21 protein-coding genes and 1 tRNA gene are annotated in these 16,558 nt (G+C 50.0%); 16 read left to right on the forward strand and 6 right to left on the reverse strand.

Going from position 1 to position 16,558, the window contains the following annotated elements; translation table 11 throughout:
- Positions 1 to 50: 50 nt before the first annotated feature.
- From HF569_RS07725 to HF569_RS07735, 3 genes are all read left to right on the forward strand, one after another.
- The gene (locus HF569_RS07725) at positions 51 to 1,022 is read left to right on the forward strand and encodes a DMT family transporter (RefSeq protein ID WP_168901977.1); all 972 of its coding nucleotides are present in this window, start codon (positions 51 to 53) and stop codon (positions 1,020 to 1,022) included.
- A 25-nt stretch (positions 1,023 to 1,047) separates the two neighbouring features.
- Positions 1,048 to 1,671: a histidine phosphatase family protein gene (locus HF569_RS07730; protein ID WP_168901978.1), complete on the forward strand. Its 624-nt coding sequence runs from the start codon at positions 1,048 to 1,050 to the stop codon at positions 1,669 to 1,671.
- A 103-nt stretch (positions 1,672 to 1,774) separates the two neighbouring features.
- Complete coding sequence (locus HF569_RS07735) at positions 1,775 to 1,918, forward strand: hypothetical protein (protein WP_168901979.1); 144 nt, start codon at positions 1,775 to 1,777, stop codon at positions 1,916 to 1,918.
- Between the two features lie 399 nt (positions 1,919 to 2,317).
- On the opposite strand, the gene HF569_RS07740 is transcribed toward HF569_RS07735, so the two are convergent.
- The gene (locus tag HF569_RS07740; protein WP_057735131.1) at positions 2,318 to 2,533 is read right to left on the reverse strand and encodes a P8 family protein; all 216 of its coding nucleotides are present in this window, start codon (positions 2,531 to 2,533) and stop codon (positions 2,318 to 2,320) included.
- A gap of 218 nt (positions 2,534 to 2,751) precedes the next feature.
- Complete coding sequence (locus HF569_RS07745; protein ID WP_168849406.1) at positions 2,752 to 3,138, reverse strand: glycine cleavage system protein H; 387 nt, start codon at positions 3,136 to 3,138, stop codon at positions 2,752 to 2,754.
- Between the two features lie 144 nt (positions 3,139 to 3,282).
- Between HF569_RS07745 and HF569_RS07750 the strand changes: the two genes are divergently transcribed.
- Positions 3,283 to 4,317 (forward strand): lipoate--protein ligase, encoded by a 1,035-nt coding sequence (locus HF569_RS07750; protein WP_168901980.1) that lies wholly within the window; start codon positions 3,283 to 3,285, stop codon positions 4,315 to 4,317.
- Position 4,318: 1 nt separating this feature from the next.
- Complete coding sequence (locus HF569_RS07755) at positions 4,319 to 4,627, forward strand: DUF7671 family protein (protein WP_168901981.1); 309 nt, start codon at positions 4,319 to 4,321, stop codon at positions 4,625 to 4,627.
- 459 nt (positions 4,628 to 5,086) lie between these two features.
- On the opposite strand, the gene HF569_RS07760 is transcribed toward HF569_RS07755, so the two are convergent.
- Positions 5,087 to 6,637, reverse strand: a complete 1,551-nt coding sequence (locus HF569_RS07760; RefSeq protein WP_168901982.1) for a peptide ABC transporter substrate-binding protein — start codon at positions 6,635 to 6,637, stop codon at positions 5,087 to 5,089.
- A 350-nt stretch (positions 6,638 to 6,987) separates the two neighbouring features.
- On the opposite strand from HF569_RS07760, the gene HF569_RS07765 reads away from it, so the two are divergent.
- The 5 genes from HF569_RS07765 to HF569_RS07785 all read left to right on the forward strand — a co-directional run bounded on the left by HF569_RS07765 (position 6,988) and on the right by HF569_RS07785 (position 9,920).
- Positions 6,988 to 8,127, forward strand: coding sequence for an A/G-specific adenine glycosylase (locus tag HF569_RS07765; RefSeq protein WP_168901983.1), 1,140 nt, complete (start codon positions 6,988 to 6,990; stop codon positions 8,125 to 8,127).
- Between the two features lie 70 nt (positions 8,128 to 8,197).
- A complete protein-coding gene (locus HF569_RS07770) occupies positions 8,198 to 8,518 on the forward strand; it encodes a hypothetical protein (protein WP_168849401.1) in 321 nt (106 codons plus the stop codon).
- 11 nt (positions 8,519 to 8,529) lie between these two features.
- Entirely contained in the window at positions 8,530 to 9,138 is a 609-nt protein-coding gene (locus HF569_RS07775; protein WP_168901984.1) for an alpha/beta hydrolase, read from the forward strand.
- Positions 9,139 to 9,330: 192 nt separating this feature from the next.
- The gene (locus HF569_RS07780) at positions 9,331 to 9,534 is read left to right on the forward strand and encodes a cold-shock protein (protein ID WP_024746588.1); all 204 of its coding nucleotides are present in this window, start codon (positions 9,331 to 9,333) and stop codon (positions 9,532 to 9,534) included.
- 146 nt (positions 9,535 to 9,680) lie between these two features.
- Positions 9,681 to 9,920: a cytochrome b5 domain-containing protein gene (locus tag HF569_RS07785; protein ID WP_168901985.1), complete on the forward strand. Its 240-nt coding sequence runs from the start codon at positions 9,681 to 9,683 to the stop codon at positions 9,918 to 9,920.
- A 114-nt stretch (positions 9,921 to 10,034) separates the two neighbouring features.
- Here the strand turns inward: HF569_RS07785 and HF569_RS07790 are convergent.
- A tRNA-Arg gene (locus tag HF569_RS07790) sits at positions 10,035 to 10,108 on the reverse strand.
- 142 nt (positions 10,109 to 10,250) lie between these two features.
- Here HF569_RS07790 and HF569_RS07795 point away from each other — a divergent pair.
- The 4 genes from HF569_RS07795 (at position 10,251) to HF569_RS07810 (ending at position 11,829) form a co-directional block, all read left to right on the forward strand.
- Complete coding sequence (locus HF569_RS07795) at positions 10,251 to 10,550, forward strand: hypothetical protein (protein ID WP_168901986.1); 300 nt, start codon at positions 10,251 to 10,253, stop codon at positions 10,548 to 10,550.
- Between the two features lie 123 nt (positions 10,551 to 10,673).
- The gene (locus tag HF569_RS07800; RefSeq protein WP_168849397.1) at positions 10,674 to 10,826 is read left to right on the forward strand and encodes a hypothetical protein; all 153 of its coding nucleotides are present in this window, start codon (positions 10,674 to 10,676) and stop codon (positions 10,824 to 10,826) included.
- A gap of 138 nt (positions 10,827 to 10,964) precedes the next feature.
- Positions 10,965 to 11,657, forward strand: a complete 693-nt coding sequence (locus HF569_RS07805) for an NAD(P)H-dependent oxidoreductase (protein WP_168901987.1) — start codon at positions 10,965 to 10,967, stop codon at positions 11,655 to 11,657.
- Positions 11,650 to 11,829, forward strand: coding sequence for a hypothetical protein (locus HF569_RS07810; RefSeq protein ID WP_168849395.1), 180 nt, complete (start codon positions 11,650 to 11,652; stop codon positions 11,827 to 11,829). The genes HF569_RS07805 and HF569_RS07810 overlap by 8 nt, the downstream gene beginning before the upstream one ends.
- 65 nt (positions 11,830 to 11,894) lie before the next feature.
- Here HF569_RS07810 and thiD read toward each other — a convergent pair whose 3' ends face one another.
- A complete protein-coding gene (gene thiD / locus HF569_RS07815; RefSeq protein ID WP_168901988.1) occupies positions 11,895 to 12,713 on the reverse strand; it encodes a bifunctional hydroxymethylpyrimidine kinase/phosphomethylpyrimidine kinase in 819 nt (272 codons plus the stop codon).
- 588 nt (positions 12,714 to 13,301) lie between these two features.
- On the opposite strand from thiD, the gene codA reads away from it, so the two are divergent.
- Positions 13,302 to 14,540 (forward strand): cytosine deaminase, encoded by a 1,239-nt coding sequence (codA, locus tag HF569_RS07820; RefSeq protein ID WP_168901989.1) that lies wholly within the window; start codon positions 13,302 to 13,304, stop codon positions 14,538 to 14,540.
- Between the two features lie 235 nt (positions 14,541 to 14,775).
- Here the strand turns inward: codA and HF569_RS07825 are convergent, their stop codons facing one another.
- A complete protein-coding gene (locus HF569_RS07825) occupies positions 14,776 to 15,255 on the reverse strand; it encodes a hypothetical protein (protein ID WP_168901990.1) in 480 nt (159 codons plus the stop codon).
- Between the two features lie 276 nt (positions 15,256 to 15,531).
- Here HF569_RS07825 and HF569_RS07830 point away from each other — a divergent pair, with 276 nt between their 5' ends.
- On the forward strand, positions 15,532 to 16,398 hold the full coding sequence (locus tag HF569_RS07830) for a ribonuclease H family protein (protein ID WP_168901991.1): 867 nt from the start codon (positions 15,532 to 15,534) through the stop codon (positions 16,396 to 16,398).
- The last annotated feature ends 160 nt before the right edge of the window (positions 16,399 to 16,558 follow it).

Genomic DNA, 16,558 nt, shown 5'->3' on the forward strand with positions numbered 1-16,558 from the left:
CGATTTATCATCAAGTTCTAATGAACATCAGGTAAAATTGGAGAATTATAATGCACGCCGTGAGTGTGAGAGAGAAAGGATTCACAGGTTTGGAAAAATCAGAGGTATCGACGGGAAACGTCATTAAGGGCATTTTCTGGGCCACCATTGCTTCAGCAATGTTTGGGGTGTCTGGCACAGTTTTACAGTTTATTTCACAGGGGCAATCCATTCCAGTTGGCTGGTTCTTATCAGCCCGCACGATGGGAGCCGGGGTCGTCCTGCTGGCCATCAGTTTAATCTTGTATGGTAAGCAGACCTTCACAGTTTTCCGCAGTTGGCGTGAAATTGGGTGGTTGGTCGCGTATGCGTTGATCGGTCTGGGAGCAAACCTGCTGACTTTCTACATCGCGGTACAGACGGGGAATGCAGCTGGTGCGACGATTTTGCAATACTTAAGTCCCTTGTTTATTGTCTTGGGCAGTCTGCTCTTTAAGCACGAGCGCCCTCTCCGTAGTGATATCATTGCCTTTATCGTGGCGATGGTTGGGGTCTTCCTAGCAATTACGCGTGGTGATTTTTCCCAATTAGCCTTGCCATTGAGCTCCATTCTTTGGGGGATTGGTTCAGGAATTACGGCCGCTTGTTACGTGGTGTTACCACGGAATTTAGTCCGCGATGGGGGCCATGCGCCAATCACGGTATTAGGTTGGGGAACCTTCATTGCCGGGATCGTCTTCAACATTCATCAGCCAGTCTGGGTGAACACGCCACCACTGACAGGGACGCTGCTGGCCTCGATGGCGACGGTGATTCTGTTTGGGACGATTTTACCCTTCTCGTTATTGCTGTATAGCTCGCATTTCGCGCCTTCCGATGTGATCAGTATCGTGGACGCTGTTCAGCCAGTGGTAACGTTTGTCCTCTCAATTGTTTTCTTGAGTTTGGCAATTTCGACTGCCGAAGTGATCGGTTCCGTTTTAGTTATCTTAGCGATTTATTTACTGCAACGGGGTCGACGAAAGGTCGAAAAAGGGTTTTAATGGTGAATGAGGAAGTGACTGAAAAATGACAACTTTCGATTGGGTTCGTCACGGTCAAACGCAAGCTAATGTCGATCAATTGATGCAAGGCCAGTTGGATACCACGACCACTCATTTGACGGTGTTAGGGCTGCAACAGGCCGAACACCTTGCCCAGTGGCTACAGAACCAACGCTACGATCAATTAATCAGTAGCCCGTTGCATCGCACGCGGCAGACGACAGCGGCGCTCACAACCATGTTGAGCCTAACGCCGTCATTTGATGATCGACTGATGGAAGCCGATTACGGTGAATGGACGGGCAAAAGTTTGCCAACGATTGCTGAGGAGCGGCCCGAGGATTTTGACCCGTTGACGGGTGAGGCGCTACCAGACGTTTTAGCCACAGTTGGCGGCGAAACGTATTTAGCGATTCAACGACGAGTTGGCCAGTGGTTGGCCGAGCAGGTGGTGGATCACCCCAACGACCATATCTTAGTGGTCAGTCACGGCCTAACGATCAAAGCGACCGCGCTACTGATGCTAGGTGCACCAGCAACGACGGCACTTCCCGAGCCCACTAATACCAGCGTGACCCGCATGGTGATTGATCCGGAGACGGGGCACCGGTACCTGTCGTTTTACAGCGTCAGCCCTCAATTGGCTTAGCTGCTACGTTCCATTGGCGGTTAACCATCCAAAGGTTGGACAGGTGTCTTTGCTCTATAGCCGATGATCTCGTATGTTGAGGAGCGAGGAGGAAACAACCTGGATGATGCCGACGCCTTACCGTTCGCCAAATTTGGACTGGGACGCTGTGGGTAGGACGGGGCAAGCCAAAGAGCGGTCTTGCCCCTCGCTTGAAGCCGAAGAACGCGTCTTCAAGTCGCCATTTACCAAGCAGATCACTTGGTAAATCCCATGGCTGAGTCCAAATTTGACTCACTCTCGGCTACACAGGTGGTGTCAATTGCTGTCGATTAGGGGTGGATGCTTCAACTATTTAGGTTGATTTACCACTCAAAGACTGACTTAACCGGAGGAGGTCAGAGGTGGAGCCAGCTGTGTCGACGGTGTTAGCCGATTTTCGGCTTACACCGTGGGACGTGTTGGGAGACCGGTGAACTGCCGGGCTTCGAACCGAGCCGGAGGACCGCTCCTCAGGCCGCAGGCGTTCCCCACAGCAGGCGGAATCTCTGACAGCCGTAGGTGACTGGTTTCGTCTTTTCAGTGCTTAAGTGGCGGACAATTAAAAAAACGTAAACAAAAATAACCCCGCCGAATGGCAGGGCTATTTTTTGGTTGAGACAGCCGGTTACTTCTTGAGGTTATCTTCTACATAAGAGCGAACTTCGTCGTCGGACTTAGCATCGATTTCCTTCATTGAAGCTTCAGTTTCATCGGTGTTGTGACCATTGGATTCCATGAAGTGATCCCACAGAGCGTCACGAACTGGTAACGTTGCGTCGGACCAATCGAATACTTCGTTCATCTTTTCATCCAATAAAGCAGTCTTTTCTACAACAGCCATAACCATTACCTCCAAAAAAATATTGGGGTCAGTGGATCTGTAATTGGCATGGGTACCACCGGCTTCATTTCTTATGGTAGTCCTTTGACTACTAAATGGTAAATATTTTGTCTAACAGAATGAAAAGATTGTTTGACTATAATCCGTTGGCCGGCAGTGGTGTATCTTGCTAGTTAGTTCAATTAAATTGATAAAGCCATTGCCCACGAGCAGCTGCTTTAATCGTCGAAGTCAATGCGAATATCTAGGATCCAGTTTTCTAATTGACGATTGGAGTTGATTTCTTCTGGATTTTCGACCAGAAAACGATTGACATCAACGACGGTACCGGCAAAGGGGGTCTTGAAATTTTGAACCGCCTTGTCGCTTTCAACTTCGAGAATATCTTCATCTTGGTCGAGTACATCGTCGGGCGCTACGATAAGATCGGCAAAACTTATTTCGCCTAGTTGTTGAATGGCGTCGCTGGTGAGGCCGAGCCGGTAAATACTGTGGCGCTGTTCCCACCACACGCCGTTGAGCGTCGTGACTTTGGGCTCAACGGGCTTACGCCGAAAGAAACTCTTGAATATTTTCCAAAATGATGGCTTAGATTCTTCAGACATTGATGATTCCTCCCTTATTGGTCATACGTCTCTTAGTATACCCTTAGATTGTAACCGCTGACAACTAGCGGCACTGAAGTTGTGGCGGTCCTAACGGTATGCTACACTGAAATCAAATTTGTTGGTCTCAAGGAGGGCGACACCATGTTTCTTATTGATACGAATCGGCAGGGTCAGGTTGTGACCGATGCCATTGTCAATCAGTCAATCGATAATTATTTGGTCAACGATCTACAGCTTCCCGGGCACGGCCTGATGATGTATGTTAATCGCCCAGCGGTGATCGTAGGCATCAATCAGAATGTGACGGCGGAGGTGGATTTTCACTATCTTGCCAAGCATGATGTTCAGCTCGTTCGGCGAACCTCTGGTGGGGGTGCCGTCTACCATGACGAACGGAATCTGATCTTCGAGCACATCGTTAATGGTGATCCGCAGGACGGCTCGAAATTTGGTGATTATACGGTCTTTGCGGCACCAGTACTTAAGGCGTTGGCAGCCATGGGCGTAGCTAATTTAGCTATCAGTCAGAAAAGTAATCTAGTGGTTAATGATCGGAAATTTTCCGGCATGACCATGTTTAAAAATGGTGAGGGGTATGCCGCCGGTGGAACCATCATGTATGATTTAAATGTTGATGCCGCTCGGCAAGCGTTGATCCCGGCGCCTAAACGGTCTCATCGGGGCGTGGCCTCTAACCGGGTACCCATTACGAATCTTCGCCAGTATCTGGCGCCGGAGTATCAAAACTTAGATATCCAGGCGTTTAAGACGGCCTTACTCTGCCATATTTTCGAGGTGGACCGGTTAGATGAGGTGGAGACCTACCATCTGACTGAGCACGACTGGGCAGTGATTGATCAGCGCTTAGCCGAGAAATATAACACGGATGCGTGGAACTTCGGCGCTAATCCAGGATTCCGAGACTATCAACGCTTAACGCTGCCCACGGGACAACTTCACGTCAACTTTACCAAACGGCAGGATCAGCTGCGGGCGGTTGCCTTATTTGGCACGGTGGGGACGCCAGATGCTCTCCACGATATTGCCGAACAGTTGACCGGACAGCCAACGACGGTCGCGGCCATTCAGGCGGTCCTCCAGCAGCCAGAGGTACTTGCTATCTTGGGCGCTGCGGCGGTCGCACCATTAACCGAAATTTTAACAAAGAAGGCATAGTATGAAGGCGAAGTATGAAGTAAACCAGTACGTGGGCGTCCCAGTGGCCGCCAACGCATCTGGTAAGTATGAAATCAAACGCGAACCGGACGGCGCCTTTAAGCTCCATTCGTGGCGTACGGGTCGACACAGTAAGGGCAAGTACCGCGGCGTTGGCCAAATCTTTTTAACGGAAAATAACTTAAAGGTGGCGGTTGTGGCGGCTTACCCGGTGCCTTACAAGGAACGGCATGGGTACACGCCTATGGCACGGTTGACCAGTGAGTTCGTCGATGACGATGTCTTACAGATGGCCCAAGCGCAACTCTAGTAACAATAGTGAATCTAAAACTGGGCAACTTGGTGGCCCTTTCCGCCTTGCCGGTCGGCAGATATGGGCTGGAGCGGTGCGCCTGAACCCATATCTACCGGCCTCACGGATAATGTGGTGTTCTTGGCTGGCTGAGATAATGACCGTTATAATCGCTAGTAGTTGAATGGGGCTCCGCACTTCTCAACCATTGGTATGGTAAAACACTACCAAAGCCGTAGGAGGGCAGAGATGGAGCCAGCTGAGCCGGAGGACCGTTTCTCAGGCCGCAGGCGATCCCCACAGCAGGCGGAATCTCTGACAGCCGGAGTGCGACCAATTCACACCAATTTAATGGCGTGAACTATTACTGGTAATTAGTAGCCGGAGCGCGAGCAGCACATAAAAAACCGCAACGAAGCGGTTGACATCAGTTTAGCTGACGTTAGCCCTATCGTTGCGGTTTTTATTGTCGTTCAACTATTTCACAAAGTAAGCACTTTTGAAGTTGGACTGCGTTCCGATCGTATTGTAAATGACCCCGTTGAGTTTAGGATTAACCAGATAGGTGCTGGCGGGCTGTATAAGTGGCGTGACGCCCTGTTCCTTCATCAGCACCCCATCAGCGGCAAGTAGTGTGTGCCACCGCTTAGAATTGAAGCTGGGGGCATTACTGGCTTGATCAATGAGGCGGTCGTAAGTCTTGTTCGACCAGTGGCCGATGTTGGCAGAGTTATTGCTGGTAAATAGGGACAGAATAGCCAGTGGATCGGCATATTGGGCCCGTTGTGTCGTCAATGTGAGGTCTGAATTCACCGGCGCTGCTAAGGTATTAATCGTTTGCTCGCGTTCCTTTAGGCTAAGGGTGAGCCCCGGGAGATGCTTTTCCAGCTGATGCCGGAGTGCCTTGGCAGCGGCAGCGCTGTTGGTGCCATCCAAATAGCTGAGTGACAGGGTGAGGCGGTCCGTATGGGCACGTTTAAGGGCCAGACGCCATTCTCGTTTAGCCACCTGCGGCTGATAAGCCAGCGCCCTTTGCTCGGGTTGCGCTGCGGCAAAGTCAGCGGTGCCTTTGAGGCCACGGCTTAATCCCGCCGGAACCACGCCCTGAGCCGTTAGCGACGTGTTGCCATAGACCTGCTTAACCAACGCCTTACGGTCGATGGCGTGGGAAATGGCTAGGCGCGCACGTTTCTGCTGCAAGACGTGGTTAACCTGGGCGTTGCGACCGTGTTGCCGATAATTGAGTAACAGCATCTTAGAATAAGGCCGTGCCGTGTAGTCCGCCTGTTTTTCGTAGTATTTCAGGTCGGCTTTCCCCAGCAAACGCATTTCATCCAACTTGCCGTTATCGTAAGCCTTCCAAGCGGCATCCGCGGTGTGGTAGGTTTTAACGTTAATGCGACTAAGATAAACGTGTTGGCGGTCCCAGTAATGGGGGTTAGGCACCATGTGCCAGTGATTAGCGGTGCTGCCTTTGGTGGTCACCATAAAGGGACCGGCGTAGACCTGGTAGCGGGGCTTAGTCGCATAACGTTTACCGTATTTTTCAGCGATTCGTTGATTTTGCGGACCAAATAACGGATAAGCTAATTTTTGCGGCAGTTCTGCCATCGGGTGATCGAGTTGCACGACCAACTTGAACTTGCTGGGTGCGGAAACACCTAACGCTTGGGCGGGCAATTGGCCGTCGAGAATCTCACGAGCATTCTTAATCCCATCGAAGAGATCGGCCTCAGGTGCCTTGGTCTTCGGTGCCAGAGCGCGGCGCCAAGCGAAGACAAAATCAGGCGCGGTGATGAGGTCACCATTACTCCAGTAAGAATCCTTCCACAAAGTAAAGGTGTAAGTGGTTTTATCAGCACTGATCTTGACCTTTTTGGCTAATGCCAGGGTAGTGCGATTGTTGCTGTTGGCTTGGTAGAGGCCCTCAATGGTGTTGTTGAGCCGGCCGAATTGAGTCAGTTTATCCGTATCTAAAGTGGTTAGGGGATGATTCGAGGCTAAGTTGAGCACTTGATGATTAGCCATCACGCCCTTGCTATCACTGGGCGTATCTGTTTCGTGGCTGATCGAACAACCACTGAGTATACTGCAAAACAACAAGATAATAAGTATTCCCCAACGTTTCAAGGTGTCTCCTCCGATATTGAGTAATTGACGTGATCATTTGTAATGGGCCGGGTCACCCTGGATGGCTGGGCACAGGCGCGTAGATAAGTCGTTCTGTCGCCGAAATTGCGCCATCACCGGGGTTGGTCGACTGATTCTTCCCTGATAATAGGGGAGAGTGGCCGCCTCGTCAAGGATTAGTTGGGCAGTAAACTTGTCGCGGTTCAGGGAATTCGCTAGAATAATGGCAATAAGGACGGTGGCACTCTATGGAAAAATGGTCGGCGGCAACGATCCGCGACTTTCGACAAACTTTGTTGGCTTGGTATGATGCGAAGGGCCGGGATCTTCCCTGGCGACATGGCCGTAATCCTTACCATACTTGGATTAGCGAAGTGATGCTCCAACAAACGCAAGTGAATACGGTCATTCCCTATTATGAAAAGTTCTTAGCAACGTTTCCCACGGTAGCCGATCTGGCTGCGGCGGACGAACCGACCCTATTGAAAGTGTGGCAGGGGTTAGGCTATTACTCACGGGCACGCAATTTACAACGGGCAGCGCAGCAACTGATGACGGATTATCATGGTGAGTGGCCCCAGACGGCCGCAGAACTAGAAGACCTAGTGGGCATCGGACCGTACACGGCTAGTGCGATTGCCAGCATTGCCTTTGATCAAGTGGTGCCAGCGGTGGATGGAAATGCCTTTCGGGTCTTTGCCCGACTGCTCATGATTGACGCCGATATCGCCAAGCCCAAGACGCGCCAACTATTTACACAGATTATTCAACCAATCGTTGATCCTAAGCGGCCAGGCGCCTTTAATCAGGCGATCATGGATCTCGGGTCCAGTTACATGACCGCGAAGAATCCTGATCCAGAACATTCGCCAGTCAAGGCATTCGACGCGTCCTATCGAGCAGGCCGGGTGCTGGACTTTCCCGTTAAGACGAAGAAACCGCGGCCCAAGCCAATGGCCTACTATGGTTTAGTGATTCATTCGCCAGCGGGGTATTTGTTGGCCCAACGAGGTGCCAACGAAATGCTAACGGGCTATTGGACTTTCCCGTTGATTTTAAAAGAGACGTTACAGAGCGACGAATCAACAGCGCCGGCGACTGTCGCAGAAGATATCGCTGAGATTGAACGGCGGTGGGTCGCGGAGTTTCAATTGCCACTGACCCTGACGTCAGTTGGCGGGCGGATAGTCAGTCATACCTATACCCATCAACGGTGGCAGGTCACACTTTTGATGGCGGACTTACCAACTGCGCGACCGCTGGATTTCTTCCCGGGAAAATGGGTGTCGGCGGCTGAGATTGCCGATTTACCGCTGCCCAAAGTGCAAGAAAAAATGATGCAGCGGTTTGCTAGTCAACGGGATTCACGGGCGTTCGAAAAGAATTAGTTTCAGTCGAGCGTTATTTGCTGTATTATCTAGTTAAACTGAAAACGGATTCTTGAGGGAGTGGGTAGTCATGCAAACGATTTTTGATGTGTTAAAGACAGTTTCCGTCAATCATCAGGAAGTAGAGAGTCATCAGGTGGTAGTGACGGATGAAAAGGGAAAACCCAATGGCTTGTTGACCGATCTGTTGCGGGACTTAATTGATAATGCACTGTTGTTTGTGGCGTTGCGCGACGTGAGTTCAGCTTCCGGATTGATCGAGCAATTAAAGACGCATACGCCGTTGCCTGACGACGTTTTATCAGAATACGGTAAGATCTTAGGGGAACGGTGCTATGGCCTTAATTTCGCCCCTAAAAAGGGTCAGATCGAGCTGATTGTTCGGCGCTAGGAGGAAGACACGTGGCTGATGACTTAATCGAAACGGCGCCCGGTGCGAATACAGCCCCACCAGTATTGCTCCTGCAAGGCACCGGCGGAACTAATACGGAGATGCTGAATTTTGGGCGGCGATTGGCGTCCCAGAGTCCGTTGATTACGATTGCTGGCCGCTGTGGCACGGGAGCAGAACGCCAATATTATCGGCAAACCGCTGCCGGACCAGTAGACGCCGAACAAGTGGCCGCGGCAGCGCAGTGGCTGGGCGCAGAAGTTACCCGCATCTGTCAGCAGCATCGTTGGGCAATTGACGAACTGGTAACGGTCGGTTATTCTAATGGCGCGGCCATGGCAGCTTACGGCATTCGGACGGGGGATTTACCCGGCCAGCGTGCGCTGCTGTTCCACCCACTGTGGTTGGCGACGCCTCAGCGGGTGCAACGGCAGAATTATTTGGCATGGTTATCTGCGGGGCAACGCGATCCGCTAGTTACTGTGGATACGGTCGCTCAGGTTGCGGCGGATTGTGAGAAAAGTGGGGTCCACACCACACTTTTTCAGACCGGGGGCAGTCATATGTTGACGCCCCAAGAAGTTGCGGCAGCGAAAGACTGGTTATCGGAAAATAATTAGCACCTTATCAAAAATACTTTGAAAATATCGAGGTTTGCATTTGCTATTCTGGGAAATACCTGTTATCCTATGGTTAATGTATTTATGGTTCGGAAGTTTTAAAGGCTCGACGTTCTTATAAGAATGGCTCCTTTTTACCCCAGCTTTCAAATGCAAATATTATTGCGCTATGCGCATGGAGGTTTCATTCTTATGGAACAAGGTACTGTTAAATGGTTCAACGCTGATAAAGGTTACGGCTTCATCACTTTGGAAAACGGCTCAGACGTTTTCGTTCACTTCTCTGCTATCAACAGTGAAGGCTTCAAGACGCTTGAAGAAGGCCAACACGTATCCCTTGATGTAGAACAAGGCGACCGTGGCCCACAAGCTGCTAACGTTACGGTAGTTGACTAATTTACATTAGCCTAAATCGTAAAAAACCATCAACTTCGGTTGGTGGTTTTTTTCTGTGCATTTAGTTATCAGCTGAAAGGTGAATTACTTGTGTTGTTGCGCCCCGCAGTTTATGATGGGACTAAATCAATGAGGCGGTGATAGTTGTGAGTGAAAAGATTTTTTCCAAGAGTGAGTTAGCCAAGTTTGACGGGCAGCAGGGTCAACCAGCCTACGTGGCGATTGATGGCGTTGTTTATGATGTTTCGGGTGTCGAGGCTTGGGCGGGTGGTAAGCACCACGGAAACTTAGCCGGGCAAGAACTGACCAGCGTGATTGATGGTCAGTCACCGCATGGTCGAAAAGTTCTGGCCAAATTACCAGTTGTCGGCAAATACGAAGCGTAGATAGAGACGTGGTCGGCTAAGTTAAGCCGGCTTTTTATTTTGGCTCATAGTTAGTTGTGAAAAGAGACAAAAAATCGGAAAAGTCGACTGACTTTCCCGATCCAGTGATCATGATGTCGCAAGAGAGATTCGAACCCTCGACCTACGGTTTAGAAGACCGTTGCTCTATCCAGCTGAGCTATTGCGACCTAAAGTTAGCTAAGCACCAACAACTTCTTAATTATAGAGAAGCCATTGCGCCGTGTCAATTGCCGATTAGCGGGGTAAACTGGTTGACAGGACGCCGAACGGTTCGCTAGAGTGGAGATGGATCAGCTAGGTGGTATGGTGATGGTGGTCATTCATGTTGTTGCGGAAATTGTGGTTCTCTTTGCCACAATCTGCATTATCTATTATTTCTTTCAGATCACACAGGGCTTGGGAAATAAGCGACAGAACTTCGTGTACTGTTTATCCGCGGTGATTGTATTATTGTTGGCCGCTCCGGTAGCAAACTGGTCGCGACAAAAGACGGGCAGTTCCACGGATCGAGTTTCCAATCAGGTTCGTAAGGGCCAGCAGCATCATTCCCAGCCTGAGTCGCAGTCTAAACGGGAGTCGCGGCAATCGGCAAGCAGTACGACTGATTAGTGAACAATCTAATGATTTGCTAAAAATACCAAGATTTTCTAATTTTTATAACGGAATGCTTGCAATATTCCTGTAACATTTAGATAATATAACTGTAATCTAAAGTTGACGGGGGGATTTGCTATGCAAGCACTAGTTATTATTTTGTTCATTATTACTTTAGCCGGGATCGGGCAGTTGTATCTGAACAACCGGGAAGAATTCCGGAAGAACAGTAAGCACCTGGCAACCCGCGGAAGTAAATTTCACGATGATTCTAATCGCCGCTTAAGTTAATTCAGTCAACTGGTCGTTAGCTCCGCGCTAAGGGCCTTTTCTTTTGGCCATTTTTCTACTGAGCGTGGTGGTCGCTGACACGTCGTGAAGTATGCTAAAGTAAGCGTAGTGATAAAACGTAAGGGAGTTGATGGCTAAATGACCACGTTAGTTTTAGTTTCCCATCCGCAGTTGGCGGATTCGACTAGTCAGCAGTTTTTGAAAGAAAGCTTGCCGAGTACTGGGGTCAAATGGGAACATATCGAGGGTCAGCAAGCGTTAGATGTGGACCAAGAACAGGCCCAGTTGCGCCAGGCCGATCGCATTATTTTTCAATTTCCGCTTTATTGGTATGCGGCACCGGCTGGTCTGAAGACGTGGGAAGATACGGTCTTGACGCGGACCTTCGTCTACGGCGACCATCGTTACCCTTTGGCCGGTAAGGAACTGGGCATTGTTGTCACCACGGGGATGCCGCAACAGGCGTTCCAGCGTGGTGGTGCGGAGGGGCTGACGTTGGACGCGGTATTAGCGCCGTTAGCAGCGCTCGCTCACCGGGCACGGATGACGTGGCTACCCGTTTTTCCCATTTATCAGTTTGGATATCTGGAAGAACCGGAAAAATTACAATTGGTCATCGACTATCAGCGTTATCTGACACAACGCCAGCCGGACAGCTTGGCTAATCGGCAGGACTGGTTCGCCCAGCAGCTACCGGGAATGGTGGCCCACTTGCCGGCGGAACAACAGGCAACGGGAAAGCTGATTGCCAGTGTGTTCGATCAAAATAGGGAACAGCTGGATCAGCTGACGGATACCTTGGCGATGATTAAGGAGCAGGAAGATGACTGAACAATCAGAATGGCTACGCCAACAGATTGATCAACTGGCGGGCCAACAAGAAAAGTTTACGGAGCGGGCGTTTTGGTTGGCGCTAAAGAAAGTCACCGCTGAACAAGAACGCCGCAGTGATCAGCTCAGTGGTGAAGTAGATGGCCGGACTTGGCGGCCGGATCACTGGTAAGAAGTATAAGTTGAAATAAAAAGACCATCCCAACGGAAAAAATTCCAAAGGGATGGTCTTTTAGATTACTTAAAATCGCGCTCCATAGCGGCCCAATGATTGACTGGACCGAATTTGTGGCCAACTTCAATGGGGGAGCCAATTGCCGCATTAACGAATTGCTTGGCAATTTCAATCGCGCGCTTCATGGGCGTGCCCTTAGCCAATTCGGCGGTGATGCAGGCGGACAGCGAATCGCCGGTACCGTTGACCCGGTCAGTTTGGTGATAAGGTTCACTTAGCCAGAAGTGTTCGCCGGATGCCAGCAAGACGAAATCCTTTACGACTGCTTGATGGGGATCGGCGTGACTGCCCTTGGCGATAATGTTCTTAGCACCCATATCTTGTAGTTTGTGGGCCGCCGCTTCCATGTCGGCTTCCGTCGTGATGTTCATTTCCGCGATTTTCTCGACTTCAAAAAAGTTCGGCGTCAGGACGGTTGCCAGTGGAATTAAATGAGTTCGGAGCGTGTTAAACGCGCTTTCTTCGAGGAGTTGATTGCCATGCTTCGTCATGATCACGGGATCAACCACTAACGGACCGTAGTCGGCGGCTTGGTAATTCTTCACGACCGTGTTGATCAATTCGGAATCGGCAAGCATCCCGGTCTTCGCGGCCCGAATGTGGTAATCGTCCGCGAGATCCTTAAACTCCTGGTCGATGAAATCCGTGGGCATGGGCACGCTGGCGTGAATGCCGTAAGAATTGCCGGCGACACAGGCCGTCATCACGGAAGCGCCGTAAACGTGACGCGCAAAAAAGGTGTGCAGGTCGGCCTGCATGCCGGCGCTACCATCGCTGTCTGAGCCCGCAATGGTCAGGGCTTGTGGGTATGAATTTACCATAGTCAATCGACCTCCGAAATCAATATTATAGTTTCCAGCATAGCATAGACCACTGGAAAATGACGACTGCCACGTTCGATAAATTTATTCATAAGCGAAGGGGCCCCGGCAGGCCAACACAATTGGTGCTGGTTGCTAGGTTAAGTGAGGTGGTTAACGGTGACTGAATCCTCGCAAACGGGGGAGAAAGTGCGTAAGTTTAGAGCAAAGTTAGCAAACGAGATGGCAGTATTTAAGATTGAGGAAGTGAAAACGGATGAGACGTGAACAATTACGGGTGCTGGGGTGGAGCTTGGTTGGATTTGTGAGTAGTTGGTACGCGTTGATTGGCGCTGTTGACACAGTTTACCGCTGGATTTCCAACGAACCGCTCACTTTATTGTTCGGATTCGCGCTAACTGTGATAAGCTTAATAGGGTTGGTTTGGTCGAGCAGAAGGGGGCCGTGGTGGTGCCTAGTTCCGGTTACGGTGAGTGCGATTGCCGTGATACTGGGGTTAGTTGCCGACAGTACGCTCCTTTTGTTAGGACTGACTATTCCTGGTTTTTATTAATCTGATGAAAAAGTGTAGGAGGTAGGTTAACGCGCATGTTAATTCAACAAGGTCTCATCGAAAACGCACAACAGCCACAGGATATTCGAATTGAGGACGGGAAGTTTACGGCAATTGCCGATCACTTAACGCCTAAGGATAATGAACAGGTGATCGATGCGCAGGGGAAATTAATTTTACCGCCATTTGTTGATCCACACGTTCATTTGGACAGTACCATGACGGCGGGCGATCCTGAATGGAACCAGTCAGGGACCCTATTTGACGGTATTCGTATCTGGTCAGAACGCAAGAAGACGCTGAGCATTGAAGACGTTAAGACCCGTTCGCGGCAAGCGCTAGAACGTCAGGCGAGTCATGGGGTTCAGTTTGTCCGTTCGCATGTCGATGTTACTGATCCTAACTTAACTGCGTTGAAAGCCTTGATTCAGGTTCGTGACGAGGTCAAAGACTTTATCGAATTACAACTGGTGGCTTTCCCGCAAGAAGGGATTCTGTCATTTCCACATGGTAAGGAATTGATGGAACAAGCAGCCAAATTGGGCGTCGACGTGATTGGGGCGATTCCTCACTTTGAATTCACTCGGGAATACAGTGTAGAATCCCTACACTTTGCCGTTGATTTGGCTCAAAAATACAGCAAGTTAGTCGACGCACACTGTGATGAAATTGATGATCCGGCTTCACGGGGATTGGAAACTTTGGCGACGTTGGCCTTGGAAACTGGCTTGGGCGATCAAGTCACGGCCAGCCACACCACTGCCATGGGGTCTTACAACAATGCCTACGCCTACAAGCTCATGCGTCTGTTGCAGATGTCACATATCAACATGATTTCTAACCCACTAATCAATACGCACTTGGGTGGCCGGTTCGATACGTATCCTAAGCGGCGTGGCTTGACGCGGGTTAAGGAACTCAATGCAGCTGGGGTTAACGTGGCATTTGGTGAAGATGACATCAAGGATCCTTGGTACCCAATGGGCGACGGAAATATGCTGGACGCTCTTCACATGGGAATCCACGTGACGCAGATGATGGGTTACGATGATATTATGGGGTCGTATAAGTTTGTCACAACCAATGGGGCTAAGGCCATGCACGTCAGTGATCACTATGGTATCGCAGAAGGCAAGCCAGCCAACTTGGTCATCATGAACAATGATAACTTCTACAACGCCTTGAACCAGCGCTCAGAAGTGCTGTACTCGATTCACCACGGAAAGGTCATCGTTAAGACTGATCCTAAGCAGGTTCACTTGAACTTACAGTAAATTAGCTGCGTTAAATACGCTATAAAATAAGCATCACAACCTTGCCGTTGAAGCGGGGGTTGTGATGTTTTTATATTAGTAAAAGCGAGGTTCGAGACCGTTCTGTGGCTCGGACCGGCCTTCCTACAGCGTTCCAGCTCAAATTTGGCGAACGGTAAGGCGACCAGTCCCATCCAAATAAAAAATCTTCCGGTCCCCGTGGTATCGGGGTTCGGAAGATCATGATGCAACGATATTACTTCTTAGATTTTGCGTGTTTTACTTTTTTAACGGTCGTTACGGTAACCGGCTTCGGTGCCGCAACGGGCTTTTTCTTTTCTTGGTGTTGCGCGCGCAGCTGATCCTTCAATGCTTCGATTTCAGTCACATGTGCTTCCTTCCAGCCTTGGTAAGAGCCTGCAGAATCAGTGTCATTGGGCTTCAGGCCAGTATTTAACCAGAAGCAAGCTTCGGACAAACTTGAGAAGTTATGAATCCACAAGGTTTGACCGTTATCAGAATCAAAGGCCACGTAGGAACGGAAATGCTTCTTCAAAAAAGTATGCCGCCGAATCTTAAAGGCCTCACGCTTACGGGTTAACCGATAGTCTGGTAAGATATATTGGCCGGAGGGGGCCAGCTGTGGGAAACGTTCGTCACGTTGATCACGCTGGTCTTTAAGCATCGCGCGGGCTTGGTCGACGGTAATTATGGACGCATGGATTGGATTCTTCATCAAAAACCCCCTTAAAGATTTGGAAAATAAGTAAAAAAAGACAGTCTCCGACCATTACTCACACTTACTAGGTTAGCATAATCTAAAAGTTATGAAAACAATTTACACTTTAAAATTATCGATTTTTAAGGTTTGACGGGGTCAGGGGTTAAAAAAAGTTTTCAAGGTGCCAGTAAGGTTGGTATCGGCTTCATAAGCTTGGTAATGATGGATTTATTTAGAATGTGACAAACTATGGTAAACTAATTTAGATAAGGTCGAAAGCGAGGAATGAATTTGGCACAGAAATACTATGCGGTTCGACGCGGCCGTAAACCGGGAATCTATCGAACTTGGCCGGAAACTCAGGCACAGGTGACGGGCTTCTCCGGTGCACAGTACAAGAGCTTTACGACGGCGAGTGCCGCTGACGCCTTTATGAAAGGCCAGGCGAGTTCGGCGGGACAACGTCAAACGCAACCAACGGCCAGAACAGCCGGCACAACTGAATCACACGCGGACCCGGTAGTGATTACGGTCTATACGGATGGTGGCTCCCGGAACACGGGGAACGTGGCTGGCGGCCACGTTCGCACCGGTGATAAGGCCGCTTGGGCCTACCGTATCGAGCTGCCCACCGAGGTGGTGACGGGGTCGGCTGGTGAATTTGGTGCCAGTAACAATCGAATGGAGATTATGGCCTTTCGCAATGCCTTACAGCGCTTGGTTGAGCTAGAGCAGACGCAGGTAAGCATTGAATTCGTGTTGGATTCGCAGTACGTCCTCAACGCAGTCACCAAGGGCTGGTTGGCAGGCTGGAAACGCCGCGGTTGGAAACGTAGCGCGGGGCCACTGGCTAACGCTGAATTATGGCAAGCTGTCGATCAGCTGTTGCCGCAATTTGCCCACTTGCGTTACCAATGGACGAAGGGCCACGCGACTAATCAAGGTAATGTGTTCGTCGATCATTTGTTAAATGAGACGATGGATCAAATGGGACAGGAGCGCCACCAGACAGCGGTTCAACGGGAACCGTCCCAGGCGACTGCCGCCAAGGCTCCACAGGCTAAGGCAACGACACCGGAGGCCAAGCACACGACTACTGAGAAATCGGTAGCGGACATTGCCAAAAGTCTCCGTGACCTACCGTTTCATGATCATTAAGGGTATAATGACAACTAGAGAAAATATGCGGATAATCTAATGGGGGAGACTAGGGACTGTCTGAAAACTAAAAATTCAGGTATAATCTGAGGAAAAACGAATCGAGGCATTCCGATGACAACACCTAAACGATACGAACTAGAAGATGCTCAGTGGGACC

Source organism: Levilactobacillus tujiorum (genome assembly GCF_012641185.1).
Classification (GTDB): Bacteria; Bacillota; Bacilli; order Lactobacillales; family Lactobacillaceae; genus Levilactobacillus; species Levilactobacillus tujiorum.